Consider the following 18690-nt stretch of genomic DNA (forward strand, 5'->3'; position numbering starts at 1 on the left):
AATACAGATTTAAATTATTGGAGGTCGGTACAGGTCACGGCTGACGTGTACAACAGGGGAGGTGACTTCAGGAGTAATTGCCGCACGATAAACGATCGGCAATGCGCGATTGACAGGGACAGGTAGGGGGAGGAAAACCAGAGAACAAGCCGCCGTGCAGCAGGTGTGAACCATGCCGGAGCCTCCACCGCAGTTCATTCGGCTTTCTCTCACTTCACCGTCTTCGGTGATGGATACGTCCATCATTCCGGGCATGCCACAATGTTCACTGTCGTCCATCATCATAGATTGTCCATGATTCATCACGCCATTTGACATCATTTGGATGTTCATCAAAGGGGCACTATTCGCCACGCTTGATACTAATAGCATCAGCGTTGTGAAGAGAGTTAACCAAGTTGTATGCAGCGATTTTAGGTGCATACCTTTTCCCGTGTATTTGATGAAATGATGAAAACCACTCGATTCTAAAGGTTAACCTTAGGGTAAGGTCAATGTTTTATTACTCTTCTTATCAAAATAGTTCAGCCAACCATTTTTCGCATTATCTGACGAGTAAAACGTTTGTTGAACACTGATTCCTAGGACTTCGCGCAATAAGCTCATTCTTTTTATGACACGTAAAAAATGTGGTTTATAAGTTTTACATCACACTAACTTGTCTTACAAATGATTATCCTTATAGAATGCATGGTTTTACTTGTGCAGATTTGGATTTGCTTTGCTGCGGGGGTTGCATGATAGAAATTGTCATCGATGGAAAATATAGAATTGTAGAAGAGGGTTTAACCCTTTTAGAAGCAGCAAAAGTGTGTGGGGTCGAGATCCCATCGCTGTGCGGAATGAACAAAAGTAATGAAAAAGTGCCGTGCGACTTGTGTGTGGTTGAAGTCGAAAGTGGCGGCACTAAACGCGCGTGTGAACTCGAAGTTTACCGTGGTCTCAATGTGGTTACGCAATCAGAGCAGTTAAGCGAGCACCGCAGAAAAGCACTTAACCGCATCATGACGGATCATTACGCCGATTGTGAAGCGCCATGTAAAACCGCGTGTCCAGCGGGTGTAGACATCCAATCCTACCTTTATCACATCGCACAGAACGATCATCAAAAAGCGATTGAAGTGATTAAGCGTACGCTTCCTATGCCGTTATCGATTGGTCGTGTGTGTCCGGCATTCTGTGAGAGCGAATGTCGCCGCTCGTTAGTCGATGAGCCTATTGCAATTCGTCAGCTTAAACGTCATGCCGCGGATGCGGATTTGTCTGCGCATGAAGCCTATGTACCAGAAAAGAAATCAAGCAAAGGGTTGAACATTGCCGTCGTCGGCAGTGGTCCTGGTGGTCTAACGGCTGGCTACTACTTATCGAATGAAGGCTACGACGTCACTGTCTTTGAATCCATGCCAAAAGCGGGCGGTTGGTTGCGTTATGGTATTCCTGAATATCGCCTACCAAAAGACATTCTCGATAAAGAAATCGAACTGATGTGCCGCAATGGCATGCAGGTTCGCACCAACCAAAAACTGGGTGTGGATTTCACGCTTTCTCAATTGAGCGAAGAATACGATGCAGTGTGTTTGGCTGTCGGTGCGTCTCAAGCGGTTGAAATGCATTACACAGGCAGCGACCTTGAAGGTTGTTACCTGGGCGTTGATTACCTGAAAGATTACGTTACTGAGCAAAACTACGTCACGGGTCAGAAAGTCGCGGTGATTGGTGGTGGTAATACTGCAATTGACTGTGCTCGTACTGCGCGTCGTGCTGGTGCAGACACCACGTTGATTTATCGTCGTACACGTGACGAAATGCCGGCGGAAGACTACGAGATTGTCGAAGCGGAACACGAAGGGGTGAAATTCCACTTCTTGACCAACCCTGCAGAAAACCTTGCCGATGAAACCGGACGCGTGAGTGCGATTCGTCTAGAGCGCATGGCGTTGGGTGATCCGGATGCATCTGGTCGTCGAAGCCCTAAACCAACCGGCGAGTTCTTTACCGAAGAGTTCGACACCGTGATTGCGGCAGTATCGCAAAAGCCAGATCTGAGCTTCCTCGAAGGCGAAGATTTGTCGATTCCACTTACGCGTTGGAACACCTCCGATGCAGATGAAAAGACCATGCACACAGGCACGGGTAACATCTTCAGTATTGGTGATTTCCGCCGTGGTCCAGCAACGGCAGTTGAAGCCGTGGGTGATGGTCGCGTTGCGGCAAAAGCCATTGATCTGTTTTTGAATGGCGATATGGCAGACATGCCAAAGGCGGCGTTCAACTCACGAAAAGAGAAGAAACTTTCTCAAGTCGATCCGCTTCACTTCGAGAACATCCAAAAAGTCGCTCGTTCTATCATGCCTGAACTAACTCCAGCACAACGCGAGCAAAGCTTCGCTGAAGTGGAGTTAGGCTTTGATAACGAAGAAGCGATGAAGGAAGCTGCACGCTGTCTAGAATGTGGTTGTCAGGCAAATACCGATTGTGCGCTGCGTGATTACTCCACCGAATATGAAGCTGAGCAAAGCTTTGACTTCTCTTTGCAGATTAAATCGCATCAAGATTGGTTAGATCTTCGTGCGAAAGATTTGCGTCATAAGTACGAAGTTGACCGCAGTTCTGAGTTTATTGAGTTTGATGCTAACCGCTGTATTAGCTGCGGTCAGTGCATCCAAGCGTGTCGCGACAAAGCCGTGCACGGTGTACTGAACTTTGTGTGCGACAAACAAGGTCGCCCTGCGTTACGTCCAGACGATCGTCCACACTTTGGAAGTAACAAGAATGGTTTAACTCTGATGGGCGATTCGAACTGCGTGCAATGTGGTGCGTGTGTTCAAGTGTGTCCAACGGGCGCGATGGTCGATAGTCGTGACCGTTCGCAAGGTCGTACTGAAGATCTGAAAGCGGTCGACACCATTTGTACATACTGTGGTGTGGGCTGTAAGTTGACTATGTTCGTGGACGAAGCAACCAATACGATTCGTTACGTGAAAGGCGGTGACTCGCCGGTGAACCAAGGTATGCTGTGTGTGAAAGGGCGCTTTGGTTTTGACTTCATTGGCAGTGAAGAGCGTCTTACCACGCCATTGATTCGTAAAGACGGTTGGTTGCAGCCTGCAAGTTGGGAAGAGGCGATTCAGCTGGTTGCGAGCAAGTTCTCTGGCATCAAGCAAGATTTTGGCAGCAACGCATTAGCGGGTTTCTCTTCAGCGAAAACCACCAACGAAGACAACTACGCGTTCCAAAAATTTGTCCGCCGTGAACTGGGCACCAATAACGTCGACCACTGTGCGCGTTTGTGTCACGCATCGAGTGTAACCGGTCTTGAGGCATCACTCGGTAGTGGTGCAATGACCAACGACATTCCAAGCATTAAGCACTCTGATGTGATCTTTATTATTGGTTCGGATACTACATCGGCGCACCCGATTATCGCTTCACATATCAAACAAGCAATTCGTCATCATGGCGCTCGTTTGATTGTAGCTGACCCGAAACGTGTCGATATGGCAGAGCATGCTGAGTTGTACATGGCGCACCGTCCGGGTACTGATGTGATGCTCCTGAACGGCGTCATGCAACAGATCATCAAGAACGGTTGGTACGATCAAGAGTACATCGAAGAACGTGTCGACGGCTTTGATACCTTACTGCAAGAAGTTATGTCGCCAGCTTACAACCTCGATAAAGTGGAATTGGTTACGGGTGTTAAAGCCGAAGACATTCAAGCAATGGCGCGTATGATTGGCACGGCAGATCGTACCGCTGTGTACTACTCGATGGGTATTACTCAGCACACGACAGGTCATGACAACGTGCGTTCTATCGCTAACCTGCAATTACTGTGTGGCAACATCGGTATTGAAGGTGGTGGCATCAACCCGCTACGTGGTCAATCAAACGTGCAAGGCGCGTGTGATATGGGTGCTTTGCCAAACAGTTTCCCGGGTTACCAAAAGGTATACAACCCAATTGTGCGTCAGAAGTTTGCGATTGAATGGAACGCGCCAAATCTGCCTTCTGAGCAAGGTCTAACCCTGACAGAAATCATTGATGCGGCTTGCCATCGTGACGTTCGTGGTATGTACATCATGGGTGAGAACCCAGTATTGAGTGACCCGAACCAAGCGCATGTGATTGAAGGCTTAGAAGCGCTCGATTTCTTGGTGGTTCAAGACATCTTCCTAACGGAAACCGCTCAATACGCGGATGTGGTTCTGCCTTCTTGCTCGTTTGCAGAGAAAGCGGGGCACTTCACCAATACGGAACGTCGTGTTCAGCGTGTGAATCCGGTTGTAACGGCACCGGGTGAAGCGAAAGAAGATTGGTGGATTATTCAAGAAATCGCCAATGCAATGGGCAGTGATTGGGACTACCACTGCGTGTCTGATATCACTAACGAGATTGCACGAGTGACGCCTCAATACGCAGGTCTTCGTTGGGAGGCGATAACGCCAAACGGAGTGCAGTGGCCGAGCAACAAGAACAACCCAGCAGGTACTCGCATCATGCACCAAACCCAGTTTACTCGTGGTAAAGGTCAAATGGTGGGCGTACCGTTCCGTTATGCGGCTGAGCTGCCAGATGAGGAGTATCCGCTTGTGTTAACGACTGGTCGTGTGCTTGAGCAGTTCCACACCGGCACTATGACGCGCAAAACCAAAGGGTTGGATAATCTTGCTGGTCCACGTGCGATGGTGAGCGTGGAAGACGCAGAAGTGCTAGGCATCAGTAATGGTCAGCGTTTGAAGGTGTCTACACGTCGCGGCAGCATTGAGATTGATGCCTTTGTGACTAAGCGCATTCAAAAAGGTGTGGTGTTCATTCCATTCCACTTTGTTGAATCCCCGGTGAACCGCCTAACGACAACAGCGACTGATCCGCATGCGAAGATCCCTGAATTCAAGGTTGCCGCGGTTAAGGTGGAAGTGAGCGAAAAGGTTCTACATACAGAGCCTGCAACGGAAGCCGTTCATACTATTTAAGCTGATACGCTACGTATTGGTCAGCGACGCACTGGCGAGTTAGCAAACTACATATAAGCTTATGATATGTAATCGCTAAACGAGCAGTGCGTGTGCTGAGAGTCATTAAATGGATCATGTTGTTTCTACCTGCATCAATTTGGCTGGTGGCAAGGCAATATCATGATATCTGGTGGGCGGAGAATCTGACCTCGATTCCCGCCCTCATTTTATTCGTCTATTTCAGTCTCGCTCTCGCGCTTTTAGTCTTTCGTCGCTGGGCGAAGGCGCTCACCTCAATCGTGATCAGCGGTGCTTTTGTTCCATTTCTCTTACCTGCACACATCAACCGCAGCGAAGCCTGTGAGCATCCACTGACAATCATCCAGTTCAATCTGTTCTACGAAAACCCAGACATCAATCAGTTTATTAACTACTTGCTAAAACATCCCGTGGATTTGGTGGTGATGCAAGAGCTCTCGCCACAAGTAGGGAATAAGTTGCACCTTCTCGATGACATTTATCCTTTTTATTACGGAGGGCAGCGTGGCGTTGGTTACCCTTCTAACCAGATGATTCTAAGTCGTTATCCTTTGGAGTCAGTCTCGATTTATCACACCCCTGACGGGCAAGAAGTCATTCGCGCTGTATGGCAAGTAGATGAGCCTATTACTTTGATGACAGCACATCCTCCTTCGCCAAGAACTGAGCTGTTGTGGCAACGCAGAAATGCACTGATTCGAACCATAGAAACTCTTACTGATTTGTACCCAACACCGGAAATGATTGTGATTGGGGACTTTAACCTATCTGCAGTAAGTCCTAGGTTTAATGAGTTGTTTTCACGTTTTCATTCCCAACCTGTCGCCAGTTGGCCTGCGTCACTCAAAGGCATATCTGTCCCTTCGATGGCAATGATAGGCATCGATCACCTTTGGCTTAAATCAGAAAAGGCTGACAGAAAAATTTGCTCACGTTTATCGTCGAGCCAGCCAAAGGGGTCAGATCATAGGTTAGTTACGACTCTAATAGGACAATGAACTGGTACTTTTTAATGGCAAGATGATCAAAGAACCAAAGTTTCTAATTATTTAGAATGAGGTCAGATTGTGCTACGGCTTGTCATGGAATTGACGGATTCTGGCCGTCGCTTGTTATTTGTGTGAATTCTTTAACCTAAACTTCATCCGCTTTCTATACTGAAAGTATACCCAAGCCGTTCTTATGCAATCAGTACGCAAAAGTGAAGCGGGTATAACAAAAAATTCATAACGATAAGAGGCAACTTGCATGACAAGAACTACCTCAGCAGTGTTAATACTTATTTTAATGAGCGCTTACTTTGCCTATAACCGCTTTTACGTTTATCCGCAAAAGTTAGAAACGCAGGCGGAATCGATGCTGATCCAAATGGCGAACCGAGAAGAGTGGCTGGATGTACATGAGATGATGGCGCGTGTAGAAGAGCACAAAGCTCATCTAGAACTCAATGCCGACATTACCTCGACCAACGGTAAGCGGGCTTACAGTGAAGGTTATATCACTTACAGCGACCGCAGCCGAAATGTCTGCAAGCAAGTAGTCTTCAATTTTAAAATCAACTCACTAAGAAGCTACATAATCTCTGATTTGCATGATTGCTCTTGGGGCGAATACTACTGAATGCTGCATCTTGAAGTCACTTGTATATAGCATGGTGAGTCGTTGATATCTTTCAATCGTCCCTTTACCAAGTAGCGAACAAACAAAAGCCCGATGCTGAACATCGGGCTTTGTCGTTTCCGGATTCGACTGTCATCGATATGAGTTACCTCGGTTTAATCACCAAGAGGCTGTCTTTCCAAACCGCCACGATAAGAATCGAGAGCAACTTTGAGTCGACGAAGTTTATCGCGCGAGCGTCGCTTATGATTAACGGCTAATGCCATGGAAAGTACATCAACCAAAGCCAACATCGCGTAACGAGAAGCCGATGGCTTGTAGATGAAGTCCGTCTCTTGATGCTCAATAGGCAGAACCAAATCGGCTTGCTCAGTCAAAGGCGTGTCTTTCGGAGTAATCACAATAACTTTCACGCCGTACTGCTTGGCTAATTGCGCGGTTTCTATGATGGCAGGGGTATAGCCAGTGGCTGAGATCATGACCAACACATCGTTCGCGTCTGCCGTCGCCGCAATCATGCGCGATAACAAGCCATCGTTGTACGCCACAACAGGATAGCCCAGACGGAACAAACGATGCTGCATCTCCTGTGCTGCAATGGTTGAGCCGCCACCCATACCAATGCAGATCACTTGTCTTGCGTTGTGCAGCCAGTTCACGGCAGTGTCGATATCTTCTTCAACAATCAAACTGCGGTTTACATCAAGGGATTGCTTGATCGACTCATAGATGCCTTGGTAGCCACTTTGATCAGGTGGCTCAAGGATGAATCGTTGTCCAACCGTTAAGGTTTGTGCCAGTTTGATCTTCATATCACGCACGTTTTTGCAGCCAACAGCTTTAGCAAAACGGGTGATGGTGGCTTCACTCACTTCTGCACTTTCTGCCAGTTCAGTAATGCTGGCATTGGCGGCAGTTTGAATGTCGTCCATGATCAACTTCGCGACCTTCTTTTCGGCATCGCGCAGCGCACTGAAACGTTCAGTGATTTGAGAGATAATATCGACTTCTAAACTCAAGCTGTGTTCCTATCTTTTGCATGGAGGCTATTGTGTCGCCTCCACTGGTTTGGCATGAAGTATAACGAAAAGCCTCACTAAGCTCATCATCAGAAACGGGTTTTCACCCAATGAGTGACTTGATACTCATCATCACAAACCGCCACAGCACGCCACTTATCAAACGTTAAACATGGGTGAGAGGTTGAGAAGGCAATCATATCACCCACTTGAAGGTCGCTGTTTGCGTCTACTTCGATGAAAGCGTGCTGATCCATCACCGCGGTCGTTACCGCACTTTCAATAGAGATTGACTCACCATCGCGGTATGCGCGCTCAGGGATTGGTAACCCGGCATCAAACGCCACGTCACGTTTACCAAAACCGGCAACTAACTTGGTTGGCTCTGGGCGAGAAATGACATATGCCCAAAGCTCTAGTGCCGATTCTAAATCACCACCTAAATCACACGCTGCACCTTGGTTGTTTTTAGCACGCTGCATGACTTTGTTTTGTGCTTCTAGGTAAATGCCTGTGTCATGAATTGCGTAGCAACCTGGGCGAATGATGGCATCAAAATCTTCTAGGTTGGCGAAGCATTCAGAAACCACGTCATACCAAGCAGAGCCTGCGCCAGTAACAAGAGGTTTAGACTCAATCAACTTGTCGCTTTGTAGTTGGGCTGCGATTTCTAATGTGGTGTTGAGGAAGTCACGGATGTCCTGCTCAGCATTGTCACCATGAATGACACCTTCGTAAACCTCGATACCTTTGAGTGTAAGGTGAGGTTGCTGGTGGATGAGTGTGGCGAGCTCAACCACATCTTGCTGATTACGGCATCCACAGCGACCGCCTTCGACACCAAACTCAATCAGTACATTAAGCGGCAATTGATGTTCATCGAAGGCACGCTCTAGCGCTTTGACGTTTCGGCTTGAATCCACACAGCAATAGAAGTTGACCCCGTGGGTTTCAATCAAGTTGGCGATGATGGTCATGTTCGCGCGCCCGACTAGTTGGTTCGCCATGATGATGTTTTTCGCTCCGCCTAGCGCCGCAATCTCTGCCTGAGCCGGCGTTGCAACGGTAATGCCCCAAGCGCCGTTTTCTAATTGCTGCTGGAAGAAAGCGGGAGTCATGGTGGTTTTACCGTGCGGTGACAGTTTCACTTTGTGCTGATTGGCAAAACGCTGCATCCAATCGAGGTTGTTCTTCAATGAAGAAGATTTGATCACCGCTGCAGGCAGGGTGATCTCTTCATGGATCAAACTGTGTAACCCATCGGAATTGCACGCAACAGGTTGAGCCTTCTCTCCGTAACCTGGCGTCGTAACACACTCATTATGATAGTTTTTATCACACTTTTGGCGATTGTCTTTCATGGCGTACCTACTTCTAACATGGTCTAAGTTATTGATATTAAGTGTTTGTTGCTAACTACCATAAATAATATGTTAGAAAGTATCAAACAAATCTGAGCTTTTTGTGTGTTTCTTCACTGTTTAAATTTCAAGAATTATTAAGATGGAATCATGTTAACGACGGACGAAGAGAGTGAAGTATGTTGTTCGATACCATTATCAAAAGCGTAGAGGTATTTGACGGTACGGGTGCAGCACCATTCATTGCTGATGTTGCGATTCGTCAAGATCGTATTGAGCAAGTAGGGCAGCTAGACGAGCTTTCTGCAAAGAAGGTTATCAACGGTCAGGGTCTTGCGTTGGCTCCGGGATTTATTGATGTGCATACGCACGATGACACTAATGTGATTCGTTACCCTGACTGCTTGCCAAAGATCAGCCAAGGCGTGACGACAGTAATCGTAGGCAATTGCGGAATTAGCGCGAGCCCTGCGGTACTCAGTGATACTCCGCCAGACCCAATGAACCTATTGGGCAAGCAGGAAGACTTCAAATACCCAACTTTTGCGGAGTATGCGAAGGCGGTACAAGCGGCGAACCCTGCGGTCAACGTTGCTGCGTTAGTCGGTCACACAACTTTACGTAACAACGTGATGGACGACTTACTGCGCACGGCTACCGATGAAGAAATCGAGCAAATGCGCCAAACACTGGCACAAGCGATGGAAGAGGGCGCATTGGGTTTGAGCTCGGGTCTTGCTTATGCGAGTGCCAAGCAAGCCAACGCGGATGAAGTGATGCGCTTAGCGGAAATTCTCGGTCATCACGGTGGTATCTACACCACGCACATGCGCACTGAGTTTGAAGAAATCATCAGCGCAATGGAAGAAGCCTTTGAAACTGGACAGTACGCGAAAGTGCCAGTGGTGATTTCTCATCTGAAATGTGCAGGTGCAGGCAACTGGGGACGCACGGTAGAAGTGCTGGATTTGATGGATAAGGTTTCTGAGCATCAAGACGTGTCTTGCGATTGCTACCCATACTCCGCCAGTTCTTCAACGCTGGATTTAAAACAGGTGACGGATGAAATCGACATCTTCATCACTTGGTCTGAAAGTAAACCTGAACATGCTGGCAAGATGCTGAAAGACATTGCTGACGAGATGCAACTGCCTCTTATGGAAGCAGCAAAAGCGTTGCAACCTGCCGGCGCGGTTTATCACTGCATGGATGAAAACGACGTCAAACGTGTCCTTAAGTATAAGTTGACCATGGTGGGCTCGGATGGATTACCAAATGACCCGCATCCACATCCACGTTTGTGGGGCACATTCCCGAAAGTCTTGGGGCATTACTGTCGTGAAGAGCAGCTTTTCCCATTGGCAGAAGCGATTCACAAGATGACGGGGATGTCGGCAACACGCTACCAATTGAAAGATCGTGGGGAAATAAAAACAGGCGCTTACGCAGACTTGGTTTTATTTAACCCAAATACAATTAAAGATACTGCAACGTTCGAAAATCCAATTTCCGTCGCGCAAGGTATTGAATCTGTATTTGTAAATGGCGAACTATCTTATTTAAAAGATAAAGTCACCGAAAATAGAAATGGCGTATTTATTTATCGAAATAATACCCATCAATAACTTATTAAATAAATTAATTTTATAGATTAAGCATTATCACTGGAGAATATTATGTCAATTAAACGTTATGGTGTAGAAGGCGGCGTAGGTACTGGCGGTCAACATTTACCATTTGCACGTGCAACAGAAGCGGGCGGCTTCTTATACGTATCGGGTCAAACACCAATGACTGATGGCGAAGTGGTAGAAGGCGGTATCGTTGACCAGTCTCGCCTAGCGATTCAAAACTGTGTCGATATTATGGAAGAAGCAGGCTACACGCTTGCTGATGTGGTACACGTAAAAGTGGTACTAACGGATTCTCGTTACTTCCAATCGTTCAATAAAGTGTTCAGAGAATTCTTTGGCGATCACCCACCTGCACGTATTTGCATGGTGTGTGATCTGGTGGTGGACGTGAAAGTCGAAGTCGATGTGACTTGCTACCGCGAAGATCGCCGATAGAAATCACACTTTACCTAATTAAATAAAATAGAGTGCCGGAAATAATTACTTTCCTGTTATTATCTTTTTGGCACTCTCACTCCCTACATAAATATAATTTCATAAAGCAGTAGTGCCTAATATATTTAGCAAAAGCTATAAAAATAAAATTAGATAATTTCTGGAATAAAATCTAATACTTGCTGCTGGAATTATATCAATCTGAAAGATGGATTTTGATATGAGAGGTGTTCAATGAACAGTACACTTTTTCTTACCGGCTTCGGTGCGTATGTCTTATTTTTAATTTGGTTGGGATGGTTTGTCTCTCGCAACCAAAAATCAGGTGAAGACTTTCTACTCGGTGGTCGAGGCTTACCTCTGTTCCTCGTATTAGGTACCACGGTAGCAACCATGGTTGGCACGGGCTCTAGTATGGGTGCGGTTGGCTTTGGTTACTCAAATGGTTGGGCTGGTGCGCTTTATGGCATTGGCGGCGCAATTGGTATCTTGTTATTGGCACTGTGGTTCGCGCCAGTTCGTAAACTCAACTTTATGACCATGAGTGAAGAACTCGCATACTACGTAGGTGCAAACCGCATCGTGAAGAACGTGGTTGGTCTGCTTATCTTTATCGCTTCTATCGGCTGGTTGGGCGCACACATCCTTGGTGGTGGTATGTACCTAGCGTGGATTGCCGATATTGAGCTGAGCACTGCGAAGATGATCATCGCAGCAGCGTTTACCATTTACGTTGTTATTGGCGGCTACACTGCGGTGGTTTGGACAGACACCATTCAAGCTATCATCTTGTTTGTTGGCTTCATCCTAATGGCGGTATTGTCAGTGCAGCACATTGGCGGCTTGGATAACCTCTACTCTGCCATGGACCCAGAAGCGGTGAGCTTCCTTGCGATTGATAAGCTTGGTTTAATCCCAGCGGTTTCTCTTGCTGTTGTGATTGGTGTGGGTGTACTTGCAACGCCTTCATTCCGCCAACGTATCTACTCAGGTAAAGACGTATCAACCATCCGCCGTTCGTTCGTGGCTTCTGGTGTGCTGTACTTGTTCTTCTCCATCATCCCAGCAGTCATTGGTATGGCGGCGCATGCGATTGACCCTGAACTGAACAACGCAAACTTTGCTTTCCCATACATCGCGGCAACAGTATTGCCAGTAGGTGTTGGTCTTATCGTTCTGATTGCAGGTCTATCAGCAACCATGTCGAGTGCGAGTTCGGATGCGATTGCGGGCGTGTCTATCTTACTGCGTGATGTGTACGTTATGTTCACCGGTCGCGTGCCAAACAAAGAATCCATGTTGAATTACTCTCGCTTGGCTTTGGTTGTGGTGATCGGTTGTGCATTGCTATTCGCGCTAACTTCGAACGACATCATCGGCTACATCACTAAGATGATCTCGACAGTTATGTCTGGCATGTTCGTGTGCGGTATGTTGGGGCGCTTCTGGAAGCGTTACAACTGGCAAGGTGCGTTGGCAACATTGGCAGGTGCGTCTATCGCTTCATTTGCTGTAATGATGAGCCCTGACCTGACCGCTTTCTGGGGCAACCCAGTGATTCCATCTTGTTTGTTTGCCCTAACTGCTGGTGTGGCAGTGAGCCTAGTGACTCCAGCTAACCAAGTGTCACCAGAAATGGCACGAGCAATCCTCGATGATGAGCGTGCACTGATGGAAATGGAACTGTCTGACAAAGGCGTTCTAGAAGAAGATGCTTCTCTACAACACCGCACAACAGCAAATCAAAACGCTTAGCAGCAAAGAGTTTCGGCTCGAACAGAGACTCGCTCATAAGCTCCTGACAAACTGGTGGCTCCCCCGAGCCACCATTCTAAATTTATCCAAAGTAGGTGAACGATGACCGATTCATCCCAGACTAAAATTGCTTTCTTTGGCGAATGCATGATTGAACTGAGCGGCGACCCAATTCGCAAAGGCTTTGGTGGCGACACGCTCAATACCGCACTTTACCTCTCTCGACTAACGGCTCAGCAGTCTGTCCAAGTGTCCTACGCGACCGGTCTTGGGGAAGACGTACTTTCTCAAGAGCTTCTGGAAAACTGGCAACAAGAGGGCATTGCGACTGACCTTGTCGAGATATTCCCTGCTCAGCTTCCGGGGTTGTACATGGTGCAGACCGACCAAGAAGGCGAACGCAGCTTTCTTTACTGGCGTGATAGCGCAGCCGTCAAAAGCTACTTCTCTACCTCTTCACTCAACAAATTAGAAGCTGCGATTGCGAACCGAGAGCTGGATTACCTCTACCTAAGTGGCATCAGCATTGCGATTCTAAATGACGATAGTAAAGTAAGGCTTAAAAAGGCGTTAAGCCAGTTTTCACAAGGTGGAGGCAAGGTTATCTTCGATAATAACTTCCGTCCTCAACTTTGGTCTGCGAAAGAGGCGAAACATTGGTACAGCCAAATTCTGCCTTTAGTCGACATTGCGCTTATCACAGAAGATGATGATGTCTTGGTATGGGGTGAAGAGGAAAGTGCTGAGCAGCGCTGCCTTCGCTTTGGCTGCCAAGAAATCGTGATTAAACGTGGCTGTGAGCCATGCAAATTGGTTTGGTCGTATGGTGATGACAAGCAAACCGCTTACGTAGCCGCCGAGAAGGTTGTCAAAGTCATCGACACCTGTGCCGCCGGCGATTCATTTGCTGCTGGTTACCTTGCAGGACGATTGACCGGACAAAGCTGTGAGCAGTCTGCCCAACTCGGTCACGCACTAGCAGCAACCGTTATTCAATATCCTGGCGCGATTATTCCAAACGACACCATGACTCATCTAATTCGATAATTTCCGAGAACGTATTATGTCCCAAGCAATGATTCAGCAACTTCAGCAATTCAAAGTTATTCCTGTTATCCAAATCAATAAGGTTGAGCACGCGATCCCACTGGCGAAAGTGTTGGTAGAAAACGGTCTGCCAGTCGCGGAAGTGACGTTTCGAACAGAAGCCGCTGCCGATGCGATTAAAGCCATGCGCGATGCTTACCCGCAAATGTGCATCGGTGCTGGCACGGTACTGACGCCAGAGCAAATTACTCAAGCGAAAGACGCGGGTGCAGAGTTTATTGTTGCGCCGGGGTTGAACCCCAATACCGTGCGTCGCTGCCAAGAAATCAATATGCCAATCGTACCGGGCGTCAATAACCCAAGTCAGGTTGAACAAGCACTCGAGCTGGGTTTGAACTTACTCAAATTCTTCCCGGCGGAAGCGAGCGGCGGTATCGCGATGGTGAAGTCACTACTCGCACCTTATGTTGATGTGAGTCTGATGCCGACAGGCGGTATCGGTAAAAGCAACGTCAATGATTACCTAGCCATCGACCGTGTGGTTTGTTGCGGTGGTACTTGGATGGTGGCACCGAGCTTAATTGAAAACGAACAATGGGACGAAATTGGCAAGCTGGTTCGTGAAGCTGTAGAGCTGGTTGCGTAACTCAAACAGAGCCCTTTTACCCAAGTCACCAGACCCCATTAAATAGCGTGACTTGGGTTGAACAATAATAACGACGACAGGATGGCGCGGATGAACAAAGGTACATTAGCACTACTCATTTCAGGCTTAATCACAATTCCAACGGCAGCAATGGCGATGACTCCCAACACCGATCTTAACCTAATGCCTTACCCACAAAATGTAGAGTTGGGGCAGGGTAAAATCACACTGGATAAATCCTTCAGCATTTACATCAAAGGCTACGATTCACCGCGTGTGCAGTTCAACGCCAAGCGCACCATGGACCGTCTATATCGTCAAACCGGCTTACCAATGTTGAACTGGCATGCCGAGTCGGAAAAAGACGCGACTCTGGTGATTGATATTCGTAATGCGCCCAAGTCAGAGGTGCAAGACATTCACAGTGATGAATCGTATCAACTTGAATCGCGTAATGGTCAGATCATCATTCGCTCCGAACGACCTTACGGCGCTTTCCATGGTTTAGAAACCTTCTTGCAGCTGGTGACTACGGACGCGACTGGCTACTTTGTGCCTGCGGTGTCGATTCAAGATGAGCCGCGTTTTCCTTGGCGTGGTGTTTCTTATGATACTTCTCGTCACTTCATTGAACTCGACGTGATTCTTCGTCAACTCGATGCAATGGCATCAGCAAAAATGAACGTCTTCCATTGGCATATTTGGGATGACCAAGCGATTCGTATCCAGCTCGATAATTACCAAAAACTGTGGCAAGACACCGCAGATGGTGATTACTACACCAAAGATGAAATCCGCTATGTGGTGAATTACGCGCGTAACCTTGGCATTCGAGTTATCCCTGAAATCTCTTTGCCGGGACATGCTTCGGCAGTAGCGCACGCTTACCCTGAATTAATGTCTGGCATGGGTGAGCAGTCTTATCCGCATCAACGTGGCTGGGGTGTGTTTGAGCCGTTAATGGACCCGACCAACCCTGAACTCTACAAGATGCTGGCGAGCGTGTTTGACGAAGTGGTTGAGCTCTTCCCTGATGAGTACTTCCATATCGGTGGTGATGAACCAAATTACCAACAGTGGAAAGATAACCCGAAGATTCAGCAATTCATCAAAGACAACAATCTGGATGGTGAGCGTGGTCTTCAATCGTATCTGAACACCAAGGTTGAACAGATGCTGGAACAGCGCGGTAAGAAGATGACTGGCTGGGATGAAATCTGGCACAAAGACCTTCCAACCTCGATTGTGATCCAAAGCTGGCAAGGGCACGACAGTATCGGTCGAGCAGCAAAAGAGGGCTACCAAGGCATTCTCTCAACAGGCTATTACCTAGACCAGCCGCAGCCAACCAGTTACCACTACCGAAATGACCCAATGCCGAAAGGAATCACGGTAGATGACCAACTTCATCAAGGTGAGAAATTCGCGACTTACGATTGGGTTAAACCGCGCAACAAAGGCGGTCCGCGCACCGGCAATCTAACCATTATTGAAGCAACAGACGGCAGCTATCGTGCGTTTACCGATTACAACGGTAAGTCCCGCGAAGAGGTGTTCATCATTGAGTATGTGCCGGGTGTGAAGTTTAAAGGGCACTTCGATAACTTTATGTCTTACACCGAATTCAACTATGACTTCGCGGATGGCAAGTTGAAAGACACTAGTTACCAGTTGATAGGCAATGTTCGTTGGCCTGCGACTGGAGAGTTGGTCGCGAGCAGTGACATGGCAGGGAGTGTCATTCCTGAGCCGAACGGTGGCTATCCGGCTGAGCTGACCGAGAAAGAACAGCAGCTAATCTTAGGTGGAGAAATTACCATTTGGGGTGAGAACCTCGATTCAATGACCATCGAGCAACGTTTATGGCCCAGAAGCTACGCGATTGCTGAGCGCCTATGGTCGAGCCAAGACCTGACCGATGAGCGCAGCATGTACAAGCGCATGAAGGTGATGGATACATGGTCTGAGATTTCGCTTGGTCTGCGCCATCATGCCGATGCCAATATGATGTTGAAACGTCTTGCTAATGGTGCGGACGAAGCACCGCTACAAACGTTAGCGAAGTACATCGAGCCGGCTCAATACTACGCTCGTCACTGGGAGAAGTGGATCTCTACGCCAAACGAGGGTGATTTGTACAACCAGTATGAGCGACTAAACCGCTTTGCGGATGCATTGCCAGTAGAAAGCCTAGCAGTGTACGAGATGAAAGATTTGGTCGCAGTTTATGCTCAAGGTGATAAAACCGCGTTGGATGCGTTAGCGATGCATTATCAAAGCGTTAAGTTAGCGGCGCAGCTAGCCAAACCTATTTTCGCAGCCAACGTGGCGTCAGTAGAAACGGTGCCAGTTGCAGAGTCTGCCATCAAAGTTGCCGACTTAAGTTTTACCTTGATTGAGCTCGCCAAGCAGGGCCGTGGTATTAGTCAATCTGATGCTAAAGCGTATCAACAAATCATCAATGAAAATGCGATTATCTTTGATGAAACCATTGTCGCTATTGTCGTACCAACTGAGCGGTTGCTTCACACTTTAACCGATTGATAACTAAAAGGGATTGCCGTCTGGTAACGCAGGCGGCATCTTATCGTTTAAGCACTCTTATATCTCCCAAAGGTTTTCTCATGACAGTAAATGGTCACTTACATTTTTATGTAGGCACCTATACCAATTCACCAAGCCAAAGTCAGGGCATCGCGTGTGTTTCTCTCGATATTGCTACTGGCGCATTAACGCTCACCAATGAACTTGTTCCTGAAGCGGTGAAAACGGTTCGTAACCCTTCTTACCTTGCGCTCAAAGGAGAGGGGTTATATACCTTTAATGAAGTAGAACGCTTGGAAGGTGCAGAACTGATTTTTGCTGAAAAAACAGACAGCTATGCATTACCAATTGAAGGCGACTATCCTTGCCATATTGATATCAAAGCCTCGCTGCTTGCTGTGGCAAACTACGGTTCCGGTAATGTAAGTGTTTACCAACTTTATGAGCAAGGTAAGCCTTTGAAATCCATCGCAGAATTATATGTGGAAGGCAGTGGTCCCAATACTGAACGTCAAGCCTCGCCTCATGCGCATCAAGCAACGTTTCTCAACCACTCCGAGCAATTTTCTGTGGTCGATTTAGGCACAGACAGTGTTCATTTCTATGACTATAAAAAAGATGGTGAGACAGTTAAGTTTTCACTTTCTCAAAGCATCGCGATGCCTCCTGGTTCTGGTCCTCGTCATTTGGTCTTCGATAGTGATGAGTCTGTCGCGTACGTTGTTTGCGAACTGTCCGAAACGCTAGCGGTACTTCACAAGCAAAGGGGGCAATGGAATCTGGCTCAGCAAGTTAAGTTGCTAACCGACGAGGAGAACAAAGAAGCGGCGTCTGCTATTCGTCTCTCTGCGGATGAGCGCTTTGTCTATGTCTCATGCCGTGCGCAAAATCTGATCAGTACATTTGATGTAACGAGTGATATTCCGGTTCAAATTGCCGCGTCCGATTGTGGTGGCGCGTTCCCAAGAGATTTTGTTTTATCCCGTGACGGGCAGTGGATGCTCGTTGCCAATCAACATTCACATAATGTCGCTAGCTTCCATAGGAATCCGGAAACTGGCGTTATCACTCCAACCGGATACTCATGCGACATCGGTGCGCCTGTGTGTTTGGTTGAGAAGCCGTAATTAAGAGAAATAACATGACAATTCATCGTATTAATCCATGCAAACGTTGGTCTGATGTAACGGTATTCAACGGTATTGCCAACTTTGTTGAGGTGGCAGAAGCAGATACAACTGCGGATATGAAAGGACAAGTACAACAGATTTTCGACCAAGCTGAGCAAATGCTAGCAAGTGTTGACAGCGATAAGTCACGCATTCTATCTGTGACGATTTACGTGACAGATTTTGCTAACTTCGATGCCCTTAACGAAGTGTGGGATGCGTGGTTCCCTGAGGGCTGCGCACCGAGCCGTGCTTGCGTCAAAGTTGAATTGGCGAATCCTGAACTCTTAGTAGAAATGGCGTTTGTTGCAGCTGCGGGTGAGAAGTACCAGTAACGGCACATCGTTAGCTTTTATCGAGATAATATACCCAAGTGACTTCAAGATGCAGGATTCAGAGCGTTGTCATTGATTCGAGAGTAAGGAAAACAACGCAGTGTAATAGCTAGCTCTTTCCAAGTTGT

The 18690-nt window shown here is 47.5% G+C and carries 14 protein-coding genes; 11 read left to right on the forward strand and 3 right to left on the reverse strand.

All coding sequences use genetic code 11. The annotated features are described in order from the left end of the window. Positions 1 to 9: 9 nt before the first annotated feature. Positions 10 to 423 (reverse strand): hypothetical protein, encoded by a 414-nt coding sequence (locus tag MHO32_RS22950; protein WP_049537893.1) that lies wholly within the window; start codon positions 421 to 423, stop codon positions 10 to 12. Between the two features lie 314 nt (positions 424 to 737). Here MHO32_RS22950 and fdhF point away from each other — a divergent pair, with 314 nt between their 5' ends. From fdhF to MHO32_RS22965, 3 genes are all read left to right on the forward strand, one after another. Further along, the gene (gene fdhF / locus MHO32_RS22955; RefSeq protein ID WP_239214282.1) at positions 738 to 4976 is read left to right on the forward strand and encodes a formate dehydrogenase subunit alpha; all 4239 of its coding nucleotides are present in this window, start codon (positions 738 to 740) and stop codon (positions 4974 to 4976) included. 92 nt (positions 4977 to 5068) lie between these two features. Beyond that, complete coding sequence (locus MHO32_RS22960; protein WP_050938377.1) at positions 5069 to 5995, forward strand: endonuclease/exonuclease/phosphatase family protein; 927 nt, start codon at positions 5069 to 5071, stop codon at positions 5993 to 5995. 250 nt (positions 5996 to 6245) lie between these two features. Further along, the gene (locus MHO32_RS22965) at positions 6246 to 6617 is read left to right on the forward strand and encodes a hypothetical protein (RefSeq protein WP_005452561.1); all 372 of its coding nucleotides are present in this window, start codon (positions 6246 to 6248) and stop codon (positions 6615 to 6617) included. 155 nt (positions 6618 to 6772) lie between these two features. On the opposite strand, the gene MHO32_RS22970 is transcribed toward MHO32_RS22965, so the two are convergent. Both MHO32_RS22970 and MHO32_RS22975 read right to left on the reverse strand, forming a co-directional pair. After that, the gene (locus tag MHO32_RS22970; RefSeq protein WP_005425077.1) at positions 6773 to 7636 is read right to left on the reverse strand and encodes a MurR/RpiR family transcriptional regulator; all 864 of its coding nucleotides are present in this window, start codon (positions 7634 to 7636) and stop codon (positions 6773 to 6775) included. 89 nt (positions 7637 to 7725) lie between these two features. Continuing rightward, positions 7726 to 8997: an amino acid deaminase gene (locus tag MHO32_RS22975; protein WP_239214284.1), complete on the reverse strand. Its 1272-nt coding sequence runs from the start codon at positions 8995 to 8997 to the stop codon at positions 7726 to 7728. 179 nt (positions 8998 to 9176) lie between these two features. Between MHO32_RS22975 and MHO32_RS22980 the strand changes: the two genes are divergently transcribed. From MHO32_RS22980 to MHO32_RS23015, 8 genes are all read left to right on the forward strand, one after another. Next, complete coding sequence (locus MHO32_RS22980) at positions 9177 to 10622, forward strand: N-acyl-D-amino-acid deacylase family protein (RefSeq protein ID WP_005425135.1); 1446 nt, start codon at positions 9177 to 9179, stop codon at positions 10620 to 10622. Positions 10623 to 10673: 51 nt separating this feature from the next. Continuing rightward, positions 10674 to 11066 (forward strand): RidA family protein, encoded by a 393-nt coding sequence (locus MHO32_RS22985; protein ID WP_005425100.1) that lies wholly within the window; start codon positions 10674 to 10676, stop codon positions 11064 to 11066. Positions 11067 to 11300: 234 nt separating this feature from the next. After that, positions 11301 to 12821 carry a sodium:solute symporter family protein gene (locus tag MHO32_RS22990; RefSeq protein ID WP_239214296.1) on the forward strand — a complete coding sequence of 507 codons (1521 nt, stop codon included), beginning with the start codon at positions 11301 to 11303 and terminating at the stop codon, positions 12819 to 12821. Positions 12822 to 12923: 102 nt separating this feature from the next. Then, positions 12924 to 13868 carry a sugar kinase gene (locus tag MHO32_RS22995; RefSeq protein ID WP_239214299.1) on the forward strand — a complete coding sequence of 315 codons (945 nt, stop codon included), beginning with the start codon at positions 12924 to 12926 and terminating at the stop codon, positions 13866 to 13868. A 16-nt stretch (positions 13869 to 13884) separates the two neighbouring features. Beyond that, on the forward strand, positions 13885 to 14514 hold the full coding sequence (locus tag MHO32_RS23000; protein WP_239214302.1) for a bifunctional 4-hydroxy-2-oxoglutarate aldolase/2-dehydro-3-deoxy-phosphogluconate aldolase: 630 nt from the start codon (positions 13885 to 13887) through the stop codon (positions 14512 to 14514). Between the two features lie 90 nt (positions 14515 to 14604). Continuing rightward, positions 14605 to 17058, forward strand: a complete 2454-nt coding sequence (locus MHO32_RS23005; protein WP_239214307.1) for a beta-N-acetylhexosaminidase — start codon at positions 14605 to 14607, stop codon at positions 17056 to 17058. Positions 17059 to 17138: 80 nt separating this feature from the next. Continuing rightward, on the forward strand, positions 17139 to 18185 hold the full coding sequence (locus tag MHO32_RS23010) for a lactonase family protein (RefSeq protein WP_239214310.1): 1047 nt from the start codon (positions 17139 to 17141) through the stop codon (positions 18183 to 18185). 14 nt (positions 18186 to 18199) lie between these two features. Next, positions 18200 to 18562 (forward strand): RidA family protein, encoded by a 363-nt coding sequence (locus MHO32_RS23015; RefSeq protein ID WP_005452545.1) that lies wholly within the window; start codon positions 18200 to 18202, stop codon positions 18560 to 18562. Positions 18563 to 18690: the final 128 nt, after the last annotated feature.

Source organism: Vibrio sp. MMH1-50 (assembly GCF_022347645.1).
GTDB lineage: Bacteria > Pseudomonadota > Gammaproteobacteria > Enterobacterales > Vibrionaceae > Vibrio > Vibrio harveyi.